Here is a 14,721-nt window from a genome sequence, read left to right as displayed (position 1 = left end):
CTGTAGATGGGCTCCACGACCCGCCCCGGCAACAACGTGATGATCCGCAACATCCGCTTCACGAACGCCGAGGACGACTCGATCAGCGTCACCAACAAGGCCCACCACGTGTGGATCGACCACAACGGCCTCTCCACCGGGTACGACGGGCTGCTGGACATCAAGCGGGAGTCGGACTACGTCACCGTCTCGTGGAACAGATCCACCACCACAGCAAGTCGGCGCTGCTCGGCCACTCGGAGACGTACCGGGCGGGCATCGGCAAACTGCGGGTGACCTACCACCACAACTTCTTCGACGGCACCGACCAGCGCCATCCCCGGGTCCGGTTCGCGGAGCCCGTACACGTGTTCAACAACTACTACCGCAACAACTCGCTCTACGGCGTGGCCTCGACGGAGAACGCCGGGGTGCTGGTGGAGGGCAACTACTTCGAGAACGTCGCCCATCCGATCCACGTCGGCTACGACAAGAGCGCGCCGGGGCGCGTGGTGGAACGACGTACCTGTACGTCAACTCGGGCACCCCGGAGACGGCCGGGACCGTGGTCGAGCCCCGCACCTATTACCCGTACACACTGGAGGACCCGGCAACCGACCCGGCCACTGTGCAGGCGGGCGCGGGGGTGGGCAAGATCGGCTACTGACCTCCGGCTTCGGGCGTGCACCGGGTGCTCACGGGCAGGGGTGGCGCCATGGGCAAGTTCCTCAAGCTCGTGGTGGCACGCTGGTTGGCCCGCACCCCGCTCGGCCTGGTCGTGCTGGGGATCAGCTGGTTCCTGACCCGCCGACGCAGGCGGCAGCGGGCCCAGCGCGACCAGTTCGAGCGAACGGGGGCCGAACCGCTCAGCTGACCACGAAAGATCAAGGCTAGCTGTCAAATTCGCCTTGCCGAACCCCTCCGGTGAAGGCAAGCCACTCAGCTTCGGTGAAAATGATCTTTGGGCCGTCCGGTTCTTTGGAATGTCGGACTGCCACATGGCCGTCAACGAAGGCCACAGCAACACACTGACCATTTGTTCCGCTCAGGCTGCTGGTTCGCCACTGCGCGTGTGACAAATCAACGTCATTGCTCTCCAAGTCGGACCTCATCTCATAGTCGAGAGCACTTCGGCAATAAGATCACGTGTTGCATCAGGACTATGCGACATCGCACGAAGATGCTCGAATTCCAGGCTATATCGTGCTACATCCTCCGGGCTCTCCAGAAACAGGTCACCGGTGCTCGTTTCGATGTAGACAACGTCGAGGTGATGTTCTTCCGGGAACTGAAGGATGGCGAAGGAGCCACGCATGCCCGGGTGGGCGCCGGCCGAGAAGGGCACAACCTGCAAGGTGACGTTGGGATCTTTGCTGACGTCAAGCAAGCGTTGGAGCTGTGCGTGCATGACGCCAACACCGCCAACCTGCCTGTGTAGTGCACCCTCGTCGATGATCGCCCAGATCGCCAAGGGTGGGTCCCGTCGCGCCTGGCGTCTCATACGAGCGACGACCCGGTGTTCGACCTCATTCTCGGGAAGGGTGGGCCCGGTCCCTACCGTGGCCGCGCGGGCATACTCCTCCGTTTGCAGCATGCCAGGCATGAACAACGATTCGTAGTTGAGTACGCGTTGCGCCTCATCCTCGAATCCGATGTAGGTAGCGTACTGTTCGGGCAGTTCAGCAGCGGCTTGCCACCAACCTTGCTCATGTGCCGTCTTGAGCATCGCGAGAAGCTCGGCTTGGCGATCCTCAGCCACCCGATAAACACTCATCAACGCCCGGAGCGTGCGGACCTGGGGCCGAACCTGAGCCGTTTCGATCCTGTAGAGCGTAGCCCGGTTCATCTCGGTCATCTCGCCGACTTCTTCCCGAGACAGGCCGACGTTTTCCCGAAGCTGACGCAGTTCCCTTGCGAGCCGTCGCATGCGGACCGTTGGTGTTTGTGGCCGTGGAGGCATGCGGGCAAGCGTACCGAAAATCTATAACGAGTGTAGATGCAACAGTTGCATATTCGCCTGTGGCATGTGCATCCTTGCATCAGCAACCCGCCTAGTCCTTCCCGATCAGGCGGCTATCTCAGTGCAACAATCCCGATCAAGGGGATAGGAGCAGCCATGCCGTTCCACGACCACGATCTGCAACGACTCGCTCACTTGTCGCGACTGGAAAGAGCCCTGGTGCGCCAGGGCGAGCCGGTCATGTGGGACCTGGGATTCGCCAGGCTGGTGGTAGGGGGTCCGTCCGAGCAGGCATCGGTTCGTACCGCGCTGCTGGGAGGGCAATGGCTCTACACCTGGGACGGCTGGCCCTGGTGCCGGGTCGATGCGGTTGACGAGGGCGTGGCTCAACTACTGCTCCGGAAGGTGTCGTCGTGAGCGGGCGGCGGCTTCTGGCTGAACTGCTGGTGCCCGGGGTAGAGGCTTCGGTTCCGCTGCTGCGGCACTGCGTCGGGCGGATCCTGGCGACCGCGGGGCATCGGTACGTAGACGATGTACGGCTGGTGGTCAGCGAACTGGCCAGTAACGCGGTGACGCATACGCGGTCGGGGCGGTCGGGCGGGTGCGTGATCGTGGAGGTGTCGGCGATCGGTGACACGCTGGCGCGCATCGAGGTGACCGACGAGGGCTCGTGTTCCGTGCCGCGTCCCCGCGAGGCTCGTGATAGCGACTGCGATGGGCGGGGTCTAAGACTGGTCGAGGCGATGTCGGTGCGGTGGGGAGTACGCCAAGGGCCGGTCGGCGGAACGGTGGTCTGGGCAGAGGTGGTTACCGCCGTACCAGAAGACCCTCAGGACGAGGCGGCGGGCGACATGCCCAGCGAGACAGCCAGCGTGGTGGAGATGTGATGACCTCGTACGGCCGCGCCGTTCGGATGAGTCGGATGGACAGACCGCCCATCTGCGCCGAGCCTCGCCCGAGTCCGCCGACATCGCTCGTGAGCAGTTTGGAATGGAGCCTTCCGGATCGACGTGAGGTGGCGGGTACGTCCTGAGGCGGACTTGTTCTTGCCTGCGGGTCTCCTACGAGTTGCGGCAGGCCAGAGAGATGCAGTTCATCCGGCGCCATGTACAGCGGCCAGGTGGGAGCTGGACGGTGGAGGAAACGCAACGGTGGCGGGGCGAGGCGACAGATGATGTAGCGGCGGATCACGCTGTTTTGCTCGCTTACGTCCGGATAAACGTTGCCTGACGTCGGATGATGGCCCGTTATGAATCGCCAGTTCCCGGCTGGAGCTAACCGTCCGCACGGTGATGGGCGGCTTCAGAACAAAGGCTCGTCGGCGTAAGCCTCGGCGGCCGGTACCGGTTCCGCGTAAGCAGCGGCAAGGGCATGCAGGGCCTTCTCCAGACTGTCGATTGCTCCCGCCGTCGCGTCGTCGGCCCCCTCGCCCTGCTCCCAACGCTGCGCCCGCCCCCCGCCGCCCCCCGCCCCCCGCAGGATGGCGTCCCGCCGAGTGGTGTAATTACGTGCTCGAGTCGTGAGGTCCTGGTGGTGGGGCTGAGCTCGCCGGGGCCGGGGTCGAGGGCGTTGACGCGGAGTTCTGCCATGGAGGTTTCGGAGAGGTAGCGGCGGTCGGTGACTTGCCATTCGTCGTGGAGTTCGGCCAGGACGGCGGTGGCCAGGCGTTGCAGGGCGGCGGGGTTGGGGAAGACCTGGACGACGTCCCTCCAGAGCTTGATCACCGCGTCGGTACGAAGCCAAGGGCTCTCGCTTACCCGGTCGCCTGCGGACGTCCTCTGGGTCCGGCGGATGTGTCCGAGGCCCGTCGCGGCGCACAGCTCGTACGACGTCGGCAGGCACTTGCACGTGTGGCCGCGTACCTTGACGGAGATGGCTCGGCCTACCGATTCGGACCAGCCGATCGCGGCGTACGGCGCCGGAAATTTTGGTAGAGCCACAGCAAGCAGAACCGGTTCATGTCAGGGTTCTTGCTTGAGCGCGGTATTCACCGCAGAGAACCAGGCGTCCGCGTGAGGGCAGGCATTCCTGATGGCGTTATCCATGCCACCTGCGGATCGGTGCCCCTTTTGCGACTGCCTCGCCGGCCTGCACCCTGTCACCGTCCTGGAGCAGGGGGAGCAGGTCGCCACCCTGGTCACCCGTGAGCAGCGTGGGCAGGGGCACGTGCTGGTGATCCCGGTCGCTCACCGCCCGACGGTCATGGACGTGGCCCCGGCGGAGGAGCACCGACTGATGAACGCCGTGCGGCGGGCGGCCCGGGCCCATCGCAGCCGCCTACGACCCCGGCGGCATCGCCGTCTGGCAGAACAACGGGGTGCCCGCGCACCAGACCGTCCCTCATGTTCACTTCCATGTCGCCGGCACTCTGCCCGATGGCGGCACGCGGTCGGGTGAGGTCCCTCGTCTCGACCACCGACGGGATCGCCAAGCGTCTCAGCCCGCATCTCTGAGCGGGCCCGCCTGGGGATGAAACCCACCAGGCCCAGCCCAGCCGCACCCTGGCCGAGATGCCCCGCAAGATCGCCGAAGCACCGCCTATCCTTATCCGGCAATCGCTGCGCGGCGGAACAAGTCTGCAGGCATTTCCTCATCGAGCCGCCAGGTGATGCCCATCGGCCGCTCGCCGCGGTGCTGGACGTAGCAGACCATGCCGTGGAAGACGAAGGCCTCGGGGTGGCCGAGCTCGTTCTCCTTGCGCTCGCGGGTGAACAGCAGCACGTGGCTGCCTTCCGCCATATGATTCTGGTAGCGGCGACCAGTGGCCGAGGTAGCGCTGGTCCGGTTCTGGGATTCCCAGTGGAACAGGCGCGAGGTCAGGGCGTAGTCGCGGTACATCGTCTGGGGTGAGAATTCCTTCTCGTTCTTCTGCAAGGTGACCAAAAGGGCGTCGCACTGGGCCGCGGGGCTCCAGGCAACCCCTGCCTGCATGGTGGAGGGCACCAGGCCACCCAGCGAGGCCCAGCCGATCGCGGCGAGTACCTCGTCCGTGGAGTAACGGGCGTTGACCGCCAGTGGCACGCCATCCAGCTCCACCGGCTTGGGCACATACCGCGGCCGGTCGATGCCATGGGCGAGCAGCTGCTTGATCTCATCGCACAGCGCCGTCTGGCCGCGCAGTTGGTCCAGCGCCTCGTCATAAGAGGCGAACCCACCCCCATCACGCCAGAACGAGAAGAACAACATCCGAGCGAAGGCCTGATCCGCTGGGGACAGCGAAGCATAGCGGGGGCCAGCCGGCTGCAGCAGCCGGACGTAGGCTTCGCCGCGGGTCCGGTCGTCCACGTGCAGCAACGCGCGGACGCGTCGCCCCAGTGCCTCTTCCAGCTCCGAGCCTTGCCCGGGCAACAGTCCGGTACGGCGCAGCAGCGAGGTCCAATAGCGACGATTGCGGTACAGGTCGCTGATGTCGCGTCCGCTTTCTTCCAGATATCTGATGAGCGACAGCTCCGCCAGAGAGCGGATTTCCTTCGACAGTGTGTTGATCGTCGCCCCGAGCTGAACCTTGAGATCGGCGAGCAGTCGCTCCTTGGTCACCCGATCCAGCACGATCTGGCTCCCCGATGGGAGCAGTGGGAAGTCGTCCTTGGCCTGCTTGTCCAGCCGCCCTCTGGAGAACCCGGTCAGCGCCTGGAACCGGTTGGCGAACCGGTACTCCTTACGGTGCTGCCCAACAAAGTCGAGCACGGTCAGCACGTCCTTGTCCGGCGTACGGCGGAGCCCGCGCCCAAGCTGCTGCAGGAAGATCGTGGCGCTCTCGGTGGGCCGCAACATGAGCAGGGTGTCGACGTCAGGCACGTCCAGACCCTCATTGAACAGGTCCACCGCGAACAGGAACCTGATCTCCCCGTCCGCGAGCGCTCGAAGTGCCGCCTTCCGAGTGCCGTCCTCCGTCGATCCATCCACCGCCAGTGACGACAACCCGTGCTGAGTGAAGAACTCGGCCATGTAGTGCGCATGCCGTACCGAAACACAAAAGCCCAGCCCGCGTACGGTCTCAAGGTTGCTCACCTTGTCGCGCACCGCGTTGAACACCAGCCGGGCACGGGCATCGTCGCCGGTGAAGATGTTGTCGAGAGCGGAGACGTCGTAGGAGCCGCGCGTCCACTTCACCCCGGACAGGTCGGTCCCGTCGTTGATCCCAAAGTAGTGGAACGGACATAGCAGATCTGCATCCAGCGCATCCCACAGCCGCAGCTCGGAGGCGATGCGCCGGTCGAAAAACTCATTCTGCACCAACGTGCCGTCCGACCGCTCCGGTGTCGCGGTCAGGCCGAGCAGCTCTTTCGGTTCGAGATGGTTGATGATCTGCCGATAGGTCGGCGCGGCGGCGTGGTGGAACTCATCAATCACCACGACATCGAAGTGCCCAGGCTCGAACTCCGAGATCCGGCGGGTCAGCGACTGCACGCTGGCGAACACATGCCGCCAGTGCCGCGACTTCTCCTCCCCCACATGCAGCTCACCGAAGTCCGGTACGGCCAGCACCTGCCGATACGTGCGCATCGCCTGAGCCAGGATCTCCCGCCGATGCGCCACGAAGAGCAACGACGGCTGCCGGCCCAGCCGCTGCTGCAGGTTGCGGTAGTCGAACGCGGCTACCACGGTCTTGCCCGTGCCGGTCGCGGCAACCAGCAGGTTGCGATGCCGGTCATGGATGGTGCGCTCCCGGTCGAGGTCGGCCAGCATCTCGCGCTGGTGGTCGAAGGGATGCGGCACCAGTTCGGGGATGTCGAACAACTGCTTGCCCGCCTGGGAACGGGCCAGCGCCTCATCCAGGCGATCGGCATCGGTCGCCGGGTCGTACGGCTCGAACTGGGACCGGTTCCAGTAGGAGTCGAAGGTCGCCTCGAACTTGTCCAGCAGCCGAGCAGTGGTCACCGACGACAGTCGAACGTTCCACTCCAGCCCGTCCAGCAGCGCGGCGCGGGAAAGGTTGGAGCTGCCGACATAGGCGGTGTCGAAGCCAGTGTGGCGGCGCAGCAACCATGCCTTGGCGTGCAGTCGGGTGGAGTTGCGTTCATAACTGATCTTCACCTCGGCACCGAAATCGTTGACCAGGCGGTCCAGCGCCCGCCGTTCGGTCGCCCCCATGTAGGTCGTCGTGATTACCCGCAGCGGCACATCCCGACGCCGCAGCTCGGCCAGCGGCTTCTCCAGAATGCGTAGTCCCGACCACTTCACGAACGCGCACAGCAAATCCACGCGGTCGGCACTCGCCAGCTCGGCCGCTAGTTCGTGCGCCAGGTTCGGGTCCTCACGGGCGTTGGTTAGCAGAGCCGCTTCCGACAGCGAAGTCATTGGCCGACGCGGAGCAGCCGCCCCCGGAACGTCCTTCACAATCGACAGGAGCTGATTCGGCCCCTCCGCGATCGCCTCCGGCTCGGTGAGCTGCGCCAGCAACCGGTTGGCCAGTGCTACCTGCCGGTCAGGGTGTCCCTTTAGCTCAGCGAAGGCCCGCGCTGCCGTTTCGCCGATGAAACGGCCCAGCAGATGAGCAACCTCCTCGACGTCGATCTTCGACACCTCGACCAGATGGCCGGCTTGCTGCCAAGCGTTGATCTTCGCGTCGAGCGTGCCGGTAAGTAGGGAGTCGTAGAGACCCGGGATTGGAGCGTTGGTCATGTCATGCCCTCAGAGACATAGGAAGATCACATATCTAGCTGATGCCGCCCAGGGCGGCAAGGGATTTCCATACGTCCTCGTCCGCGATGGCGGGCCGCTGGCGATGCTCTATATCGGTGTACGTGCCTCAGGCGACTCAAGATCTGATTTCGGAGTTTGCGATCTCGATACTGTATGTCGAAAGGCTGACTAGTGCGTCCCAGCGAGGGCGTCCGCAAGAGCATGAAGACCAACAAGGGTCGGGACACCAAGCCTGAGCTGGCACTTCGGCGCGCGGTTCATGCCCTGGGGCTCAGGTATCGCGTCTCCATCCGCCCCTTGCCGAGCGTACGTCGTACCGCCGACCTGGTCTTCACCAAGGCTAAGATTGCGGTCTTCCTGGATGGCTGCTTCTGGCACGGCTGTCCTGAGCACCACACCAAAGCCGCGACGAACGCGGATTACTGGGCGGAGAAGGTGCTGAAGAACCGGGCGAGGGACGGTGAGACGGACCGGCTGCTCAGCGAGGCCGGTTGGACGGTGATCCGTATTTGGGAGCACGGGGACCCCGCCTCGTCGGCGGTGCGAATCGCCGACGAGCTCAAGGCCATCCGTTCCAGGGCGCACGGTTAGGGCCGTTATTCAGGCTTCGAGGAGAGGTTCAGCGTTTCCATTTCTTGTCTGAGCTCTTTCGGCGGCCTCGTGCGCCTGGGGCTGCGGTGGGGGCCAGGCGGAGGGGGTGGGTGCGGGTTGCGCGTAGCGGCTCGGCCACAAGGGTGCGCAGCTCTGCCAGGCCCGTCGTGTCCCCGTGGCCCGACGACAGGAGCGCCTCCACGATGCCGTACGCGTTCTTGCCCGCCATCTCCCTGAGCTGCTCGATGACCGCCTCCGGCCCTCCGAGTTCCAGGAGCACGAGGAAGCTCTCGGCGCCGAACAGCAGGTGCTCTCGCTCGCTCAAGGACTCCGGGGCGAGCTCACCCCCGTCTACGAGGTAGCTCAGGGCGACGGGGCCCAGGACTGGGTCGTGGCGCAGGTCGCGGAGGAGGGAGTGGCCGTCCGGGAGGGCTTCGATGAGGGTGGCGAGCATGGCGGCGGCTCGGGTGCGGAACGGGCAGTCGCGGATCGATTGCACCAACGCCGCCAGGTCCTGGCCCGGGTGGGAGAGCCAGCCTTCGAGTTCGGTGACGGTCGACTCCGGGTCGTAGTGCTGGGCCAGGACGCCCAGTAGCTCGGCCGGTGGGGCGGTGGACATTTCGCCGATCAGGGGGGCGTCGCGGCCCTCCGCGAGCAGGCGGTCGCGGACGGCGCGCAGGCCGAGCGGGGTCAGGCGGACCAGGAGGAGGTCGGGCTCGGCCAGTCGGGTGCGCAGGCGTTCCACCGCATCGGGGGGCAGTGGTTGGTCCACTTCGTCCAGGTCGCTGGAGAAGAGCTCGTCGGCGGGGCCGCGGGTCAGCTCGACGGCGCCGAGAGCGGACAGGATCTCGAACGTGCGCTCCAGGTCGCGGCCGACCACCCTGCGCCACAGGTCCACCTGGCGCTCGTCCTTGGCGGGGTCGAAGACGAAGTATTCCTGGCAGGCCAGCCAGACCGACTCCTCCAGGCGGATCATGGGCATGGTGCCCAGGCCGTACATGCTGTTGAGGACGTCGGGGAGGATCTCGTCGAAGGCGTCCGTCAGCATGGAGCGGGGTTGCCAGGTCGTGGCCGGAGGCGTGATCACCTGGCCGAGGTCGAAAAGGGTCTCGAACGCGCGGCGCCACAGGGCTTCCGGGTCGCGTAGGAGCGGGGCCGCCTTGGCCACCCGGAGCAGGCGGCCCTTGCTGGTGCGGAGGAGGCGGAGTTTCTTGGCCCAGGTGAGGAGGAGGGTGAGACGGGGCAGTTCGGTGGCGCTGCGGATCTGGAGCTGCTCCTCGCCGGTGGCCAGGAGGATGGCCAGCTCGCGGGCGTCGGCGACGCGAAGGTTGCCGGCCTCGGTGAGTGGGCGGCCGTCGGCGCCCACCCAGTCCGCCAGGGCGGTCAGTTGGCGCACGATCTCGCTGCGGGCGGCGGCTTCGGTGAGCTCGGCCGCCGGGGGGAGGGCGATGGGAGGCTGGGCGAAGGCGCGCTCCTCGGCGAGGGTTTCCGCCTCCGTGAACCGGGCCTGCACCAGGTGGTCGAGCAGGTCCTGGTCGTACTGGATCCGGCCGGCGTCGATGTCCCGCCTGAACCGGTCGAAGTCCTTGGGGCTCGCGGGGTCGACGCCGTGGTCCAGCGCCATCTGCGCCCAGTATTTCGCCAGGCTCTGGCGGTAGGGGTCGTCCAGCGCCTCCTGATAGGCGGCCTCGTCGATGGCCGCGTCCGCCTCGGCCGGGGTCGCGCCGCGCGGGTCGCGCAGCCCGGTCGCCGCCAGGTAGGCCAGGAGCGTGCGCAGGGTTTCCGGAGCCGCGTCGAGGCGGTCTCTCGGGGCGACGACGTGGCGGGGGATCCACTGCAGCAGGAACCGCCTGATCTGGTCGGCGTTCCAGTGGCTCAGCCGGCCGTCGCGGCTTTGGTGGCGCGAGTCGATGGCCGCGCTCAGCATGAAACCGTCGGCCGGGCGACCGTGCTCCTCCGCCCAGGTGAGACAGCGTCTGATCAGCAAATCCTTGGCGGTTTCGAACTCCTCGGTCTCCTCGGGTTCGTAGCAGGTGCGCAAAACCACGGCTCCCTTGTGGTCGGTTGGGGGACGCGTACCAGTATTCCGCTTCTGGGGAGGCGAGGCGCCCAACTTGCGGGCGCCTGCCGTCAGGTCGCCCACCCATCCACGTCGGCTATGACGTTTCGTTCAGCAGGGCGGTCGCGGAGCGGTGGATCTTCGCCAGTGCGGTGAGGAGGTGCTCGCGTTCGGTCTCGGTGAGGTCGGCGATGACCTGCTCCTCAAGGCGCCGACGCTCCTCCTCGACGGGTGCCTGAAGGGTGCGTCCGGTGTCGGTGAGCCACAGGCGGACCAGGCGGTTGTCCCGGTCGTCGCGGCGCCGGGTGAGCAGGCCGGCCGCGGCCATCCGAGTGGCCGCCTTGACCACGTTGGGGGTGGTGACGTTGAGTGCGGCGGCGACCTCGCCCGGGGTGCTGCCGTCCTGCCGCCACAGCACCGCGAGCAGGTGGTCCTGTCCCAGGTGCAGCCCGTGGCGCCGGACGGCCGCCTCGGCCGCCGCCCGCAGTGCCTTCGACGCCTTGCTGTGCAGGTCCAGGAACTCGGGCACGTCGGGGCCTCCGCGATTGACAGCAGATCGTGTACCGGTTAATGTTTCGCTCGATCGTTAACCGGTACACGACTTTGGGGTTCTCATGATACTGGTCACCGGTGCCACCGGAAACGTCGGCCGCGAGCTCGTCCGCGAGCTGGCCGAGGCCGGGGTGCCGTTCCGCATCCTCGTTCGCGACCAGGGCCGGGCCGCCGCGTTGCCTGGTGAGCGGGTCGTGGCCGACCTGAGCGATCCGGGGACGCTGCCGCCGGCCTTCGCCGGGGCCGACCGGCTGTTCCTGCTCACTCCCGGCATCGGCCTCGACCACACCCGGCATGCCATCGCCGCCGCGCGGTCAGCCGGGGTGGGTCACATCGTGCACCTGTCCTCGATCAACGTGCTGGGCGACCCGATGCCCGCCATGGGCCGCTGGCACCACGAGCGCGAGCAGGCCATCCGGGCCTCCGGCATCCCGGCCACGTTCCTGCGGCCCGGCGGGTTCATGACCAACGCCTTCGACTGGCTGCCCACCATCCGTGAGGCCGGCTACGTCCTCGATCCGTCCGGACCCGGCCGGTACGCGCCGATCGACCCCGCCGACATCGCCGCCGTCGCCGCCCTGACCCTGACCGCCGACGGCCACCAGGACCAGGAGTACGTCCTCACCGGCGAGGAGCTCTTCACCGTCGCCGAACAGGTCGAGGTCCTCGCCGCGGCGGTCGGCCGGGACATCACGGTCCGGGCGGTCACCACCGCGGAGGAGGCCGTCGCCGCCCGGTTCCCGAAGGGGGCACCCCCGGCGCTGGCCGAGGCCATCATCGAAGGCTTCCACCTCATGCGCGCCGACACCGCCGGATTCCGCACCGACTGGGTGGAACGCCTGCTTCGGCGCAAGCCCCGCACCTTCGCCGACTGGTGCGCCCGCAACGTCGACGCCTTCCGCCGCGCTCACTGATCCGCTGTCCGTCGTCGCCGCAGAGGACGACGAAAGGGCCGAATGGCTCGCCGGCCCGACCCGGTTGAAGGTGCTCAGCCGGGTGCGGGGGGAGCGCATCCTGCTGCCGAGTCCCGAGGAGGCGGCGTATCCGTACACCGGTGAGGATCGTGCCGAGATCGCCGCTCGTTCCGGCGGCGTCCTCGTCGGGGGTCCGGCCACGGTGGCGGGGCGGCTGCGGGCGGTGCTCGACGGCACCGGCACGGGTGAGCCCATGATCACCACGCCGGTGTACGAGCACGCGGATCGCCGCCGGTCCTGCGAGCTGGTCGCCTCCATCGCGGGCCGGCTCGTAGGACCGGCGGACGAGACGGCCAGGCGACAGGTCGGTGCCGGCGGTCATCGCGATGATGGGTGAGCGCTCACCAACCGCGAGTACTGCAACCCGCCCATCACCTGCCCCGGTGGTGTCTGCCACCCCGACCCCAGAGGCCGGTACTTCACGGAGCTGTGATCCGCCTTTCAGCGGGACGTTCCTGCCAGGGTGACGGTTTCGCCGGTCAGGCGGGAGCGTTCGGCGGCCCAGGCGATGAGGTGGCTGTGCAGGCTCTCGCCGGGTGAGGACAGGATCGGGGAGCGGTCCCTCGTGGCGACGGCCGTCAGGAACGCCTCGACCAGGGCCTCGTCGCCGCCCCCGTGGCCGCCTCTGGCCGTGGCGTCGCCGGTCGGGCTGGTCTCGATGACCTCGGACCGGCCGGTGACGAAGTCGGTGAGGGTCAGGCGGTCGCCGTCGCCGTCGATCGAGCCGCGGGTGCCGAAGATCCGGGTCTGCCGGTGCAGGGCCGGGGTGAACGCGGTCATGGTGAACGACGCGGTCAGGCCGCCCTCGAACTCCATGTTCACGACCTGGTGGTCGACGACGTCGTTGTCGCAGTCGTACACGCACCTGCCGTACGGGCCGGTCCTGAGCGCCTCCAGGATGCCCCGCTCCGAGACGTCGTCGGTGAGGACGGACACCGGCCACGCCTCCTTGCCCGCCAGCGGGAGATAGATGCGCTTTGCCGAGTACGGGCAGGCGGGCTCCACGGCGCAGTCCAGGCAGCGGGCGGCGGCACCCGCGGGGCGGTTCTCGGGGCGGAAGTGCCGGAGCCCGCCGAACGACGACACCCGCGTGACCTGCCTGCCGGTGAGGTGGACCAGCCAGTCGAGGTCGTGGCACGACTTGGCCAGCAGCATGAACGTGGACTCGTCGGTCCTGCGCCAGTTGCCCCGCACGTACGAGTGCGCCTGGTGCCACCACCCGACCGGCTCCAGGTGCTGGATGCTGACGATCTCGCCGATCCGGCCCGCGTCGAGCAGCTCCTTGAGGGCCCGCGTGTACGGCGTGTAGCGCAGCACGTGGCAGACGGCGAACACCGCGTCGGGCCGCCCGGCGGCGACGATCGCCCGGCAGTCGTCCTCGGAGACCGCCATCGGCTTCTCCAGCAGGATGTCGTAGCCCAGCTCGGCGAATCGCACGGTGGGCTCGACGTGCTCCCGGTCCTGGGTGGCGACGATGATCGCGTCCGCCTGGCGGGGGAGGGCGGCCAGCTCCCGCCAGTCCGCGTACGGGCGGGCTTCGGGGAACCTGTCACGGCGGCTCGCCACCGGGTCGGCCACCGCGACCACCCGCGCCCGGCCGGTCCCGGCGGCGTGACGGGCATAGGTGGTGCCCCGTGAGCCCGCACCGACGATCGCCAGCGTGACCATTCGCCCCTCCAGATATGCAACCAATCCACGTATGTCGGTCGATGCTAGGATCCGGGCAGATAGCCGTCAATAGGGCAGTTATGGGGAAGGGTCTCATAAGTGACCGAGCTCCGGCCGGGTGACGCGTCGCTGCTGCGCAAGGTCAACACCCAGGTCACGCTCAGGGCCCTGCGCCGGGAGGGCGTGGCCACCCTGACCCGGCTCGGCCGCGTCACCGGGCTGTCCAGGCAGACCGTGGAAGCGGTGCTCGACGAACTGGGCGAGCGCGGCTACGTCCTGGAGGTGCCGCCCGACGAGGGAGTGATGGGGCGGCCGGCGCGGCGGTTCGGGTTCCGGGCGGACGCCGGTTACGTGGTGGGCGTCGAGATCGGCGGTGACGGCATCGTGGCGGCACTGGCCGACCTCAACGGCGAGGTGGTCGCCTGGGAGCGGGCCGCCGTCTGCGCCGACGCCCCGGCGTACGAGCGGCTGGAGGCCGCCCGGCACACGTCGCTGAAGTGCGTGGACGGCGCGGGCGTGGCCCACCGGCGGGTGTGGGCGGTGGCGGCGGGGACCGCCGGCATCGTGGACCGCACCGGGCGGGTGTCGCTGTCGATCACGTTGCCCGGCTGGACGGGGGTGGACCTGGCGGGCCTGGCCGCGGGCTGGTTCGGGAGCGCGGCGCTGGCCGCCAACGACGCCAACCTCGCGGCGCTCGCCGAGCACTGGCGCGGCAGCGCGCAGCATGTCTCCGACATCGTGTACGTACTGGTCGGCCACCGGCCGGGCGCGGGCATCCTGATCGGCGGCCGGTTGCACGCCGGGCGCGGCGGCGCCGCGGGCGAGATCGGCACCCTGCGGCAGGTCGGCTGGGAGGAGGCCGCCCGGGAGCTGGTGAAGGACGCCTCGGCGGCGGAGGTGTTCAGGGCGGCGCGGCAGGGCGAGCGCGAGGCCCTGCGGCGGGTGGAGGGCTATGCCGAGAGCCTCGCCGTCGGCGCCTCCGCCCTGGTCCTGACCATCGATCCCGACCTGCTGGTGCTGGGCGGCGGTGGCTATGCGCAGGCCGGTGACGTGCTGCTCGAACCGCTGCGGCGGCACCTGGCCGAGCTGTGCGTGAGCGCGCCGGAGGTGGTGGTGTCCACGTTCGGGCGCGAGGGGGTGGCGCTGGGGGCGGTCCGCCTCGCGCTCGACCACGTGGAACGCGAGATCCTGGGGCTCTGAGCCCGCTGCGGCCGGACCGCGGGGGCGCGCCTGGCGGGTGCGCGGTGGTGGGCGGCGGGGACCACGGGGGCGCCCGCCTGGCCGGTGCGCCC

The 14,721-nt window shown here is 68.1% G+C and carries 14 protein-coding genes and 1 pseudogene; 8 read left to right on the top strand and 7 right to left on the bottom strand.

Annotated features, from left to right (window positions below; genetic code table 11):
* The first annotated feature begins 6 nt into the window (after window positions 1-6).
* Together ABGB18_RS26830 and ABGB18_RS26825 are read left to right on the top strand one after the other, a co-directional pair.
* Complete coding sequence (locus ABGB18_RS26830; protein ID WP_347698357.1) at window positions 7-276, top strand: hypothetical protein; 270 nt, start codon at window positions 7-9, stop codon at window positions 274-276.
* Window positions 277-694: 418 nt separating this feature from the next.
* Entirely contained in the window at window positions 695-853 is a 159-nt protein-coding gene (locus ABGB18_RS26825; RefSeq protein WP_347698356.1) for a DUF6203 family protein, read from the top strand.
* 16 nt (window positions 854-869) lie between these two features.
* On the opposite strand, the gene ABGB18_RS26820 is transcribed toward ABGB18_RS26825, so the two are convergent.
* Window positions 870-1,091 carry a DUF397 domain-containing protein gene (locus ABGB18_RS26820; RefSeq protein ID WP_347698355.1) on the bottom strand — a complete coding sequence of 74 codons (222 nt, stop codon included), beginning with the start codon at window positions 1,089-1,091 and terminating at the stop codon, window positions 870-872.
* Window positions 1,088-1,906 carry a helix-turn-helix transcriptional regulator gene (locus ABGB18_RS26815; RefSeq protein ID WP_347698354.1) on the bottom strand — a complete coding sequence of 273 codons (819 nt, stop codon included), beginning with the start codon at window positions 1,904-1,906 and terminating at the stop codon, window positions 1,088-1,090. The genes ABGB18_RS26820 and ABGB18_RS26815 overlap by 4 nt, the downstream gene beginning before the upstream one ends.
* Before the next feature lie 189 nt (window positions 1,907-2,095).
* On the opposite strand from ABGB18_RS26815, the gene ABGB18_RS26810 reads away from it, so the two are divergent.
* Window positions 2,096-2,356, top strand: coding sequence for a hypothetical protein (locus ABGB18_RS26810; RefSeq protein WP_347698353.1), 261 nt, complete (start codon window positions 2,096-2,098; stop codon window positions 2,354-2,356).
* Window positions 2,353-2,826, top strand: a complete 474-nt coding sequence (locus ABGB18_RS26805) for an ATP-binding protein (RefSeq protein WP_347698352.1) — start codon at window positions 2,353-2,355, stop codon at window positions 2,824-2,826. Before ABGB18_RS26810 ends, ABGB18_RS26805 begins: the two co-directional genes overlap by 4 nt.
* Before the next feature lie 690 nt (window positions 2,827-3,516).
* Here the strand turns inward: ABGB18_RS26805 and ABGB18_RS26800 are convergent.
* A pseudogene (locus ABGB18_RS26800) lies at window positions 3,517-3,645 on the bottom strand (transposase); the annotation flags it as partial.
* Window positions 3,646-4,483: 838 nt separating this feature from the next.
* Window positions 4,484-7,564: a DUF3427 domain-containing protein gene (locus ABGB18_RS26795; RefSeq protein ID WP_347698351.1), complete on the bottom strand. Its 3,081-nt coding sequence runs from the start codon at window positions 7,562-7,564 to the stop codon at window positions 4,484-4,486.
* A gap of 192 nt (window positions 7,565-7,756) precedes the next feature.
* Here ABGB18_RS26795 and ABGB18_RS26790 point away from each other — a divergent pair, with 192 nt between their 5' ends.
* The gene (locus tag ABGB18_RS26790; RefSeq protein WP_347698350.1) at window positions 7,757-8,176 is read left to right on the top strand and encodes a very short patch repair endonuclease; all 420 of its coding nucleotides are present in this window, start codon (window positions 7,757-7,759) and stop codon (window positions 8,174-8,176) included.
* A 28-nt stretch (window positions 8,177-8,204) separates the two neighbouring features.
* Here the strand turns inward: ABGB18_RS26790 and ABGB18_RS26785 are convergent, their stop codons facing one another.
* Entirely contained in the window at window positions 8,205-10,223 is a 2,019-nt protein-coding gene (locus tag ABGB18_RS26785; RefSeq protein WP_347698349.1) for a hypothetical protein, read from the bottom strand.
* Window positions 10,224-10,332: 109 nt separating this feature from the next.
* Window positions 10,333-10,764, bottom strand: coding sequence for a MarR family winged helix-turn-helix transcriptional regulator (locus tag ABGB18_RS26780; protein ID WP_347698348.1), 432 nt, complete (start codon window positions 10,762-10,764; stop codon window positions 10,333-10,335).
* Between the two features lie 85 nt (window positions 10,765-10,849).
* On the opposite strand from ABGB18_RS26780, the gene ABGB18_RS26775 reads away from it, so the two are divergent.
* Window positions 10,850-11,701, top strand: coding sequence for an NAD(P)H-binding protein (locus ABGB18_RS26775; RefSeq protein ID WP_347698347.1), 852 nt, complete (start codon window positions 10,850-10,852; stop codon window positions 11,699-11,701).
* An 82-nt stretch (window positions 11,702-11,783) separates the two neighbouring features.
* A complete protein-coding gene (locus ABGB18_RS26770) occupies window positions 11,784-12,098 on the top strand; it encodes a hypothetical protein (protein ID WP_347698346.1) in 315 nt (104 codons plus the stop codon).
* Window positions 12,099-12,202: 104 nt separating this feature from the next.
* On the opposite strand, the gene ABGB18_RS26765 is transcribed toward ABGB18_RS26770, so the two are convergent.
* Entirely contained in the window at window positions 12,203-13,429 is a 1,227-nt protein-coding gene (locus ABGB18_RS26765) for a Gfo/Idh/MocA family oxidoreductase (protein WP_347698345.1), read from the bottom strand.
* Between the two features lie 99 nt (window positions 13,430-13,528).
* Here ABGB18_RS26765 and ABGB18_RS26760 point away from each other — a divergent pair, with 99 nt between their 5' ends.
* A complete protein-coding gene (locus ABGB18_RS26760) occupies window positions 13,529-14,629 on the top strand; it encodes an ROK family transcriptional regulator (RefSeq protein WP_347698344.1) in 1,101 nt (366 codons plus the stop codon).
* The last annotated feature ends 92 nt before the right edge of the window (window positions 14,630-14,721 follow it).

This window comes from Nonomuraea sp. B12E4 (assembly GCF_039871825.1).
Classification (GTDB): Bacteria; Actinomycetota; Actinomycetes; order Streptosporangiales; family Streptosporangiaceae; genus Nonomuraea.
This window is presented reverse-complemented; position numbering and strand designations above follow the sequence as displayed.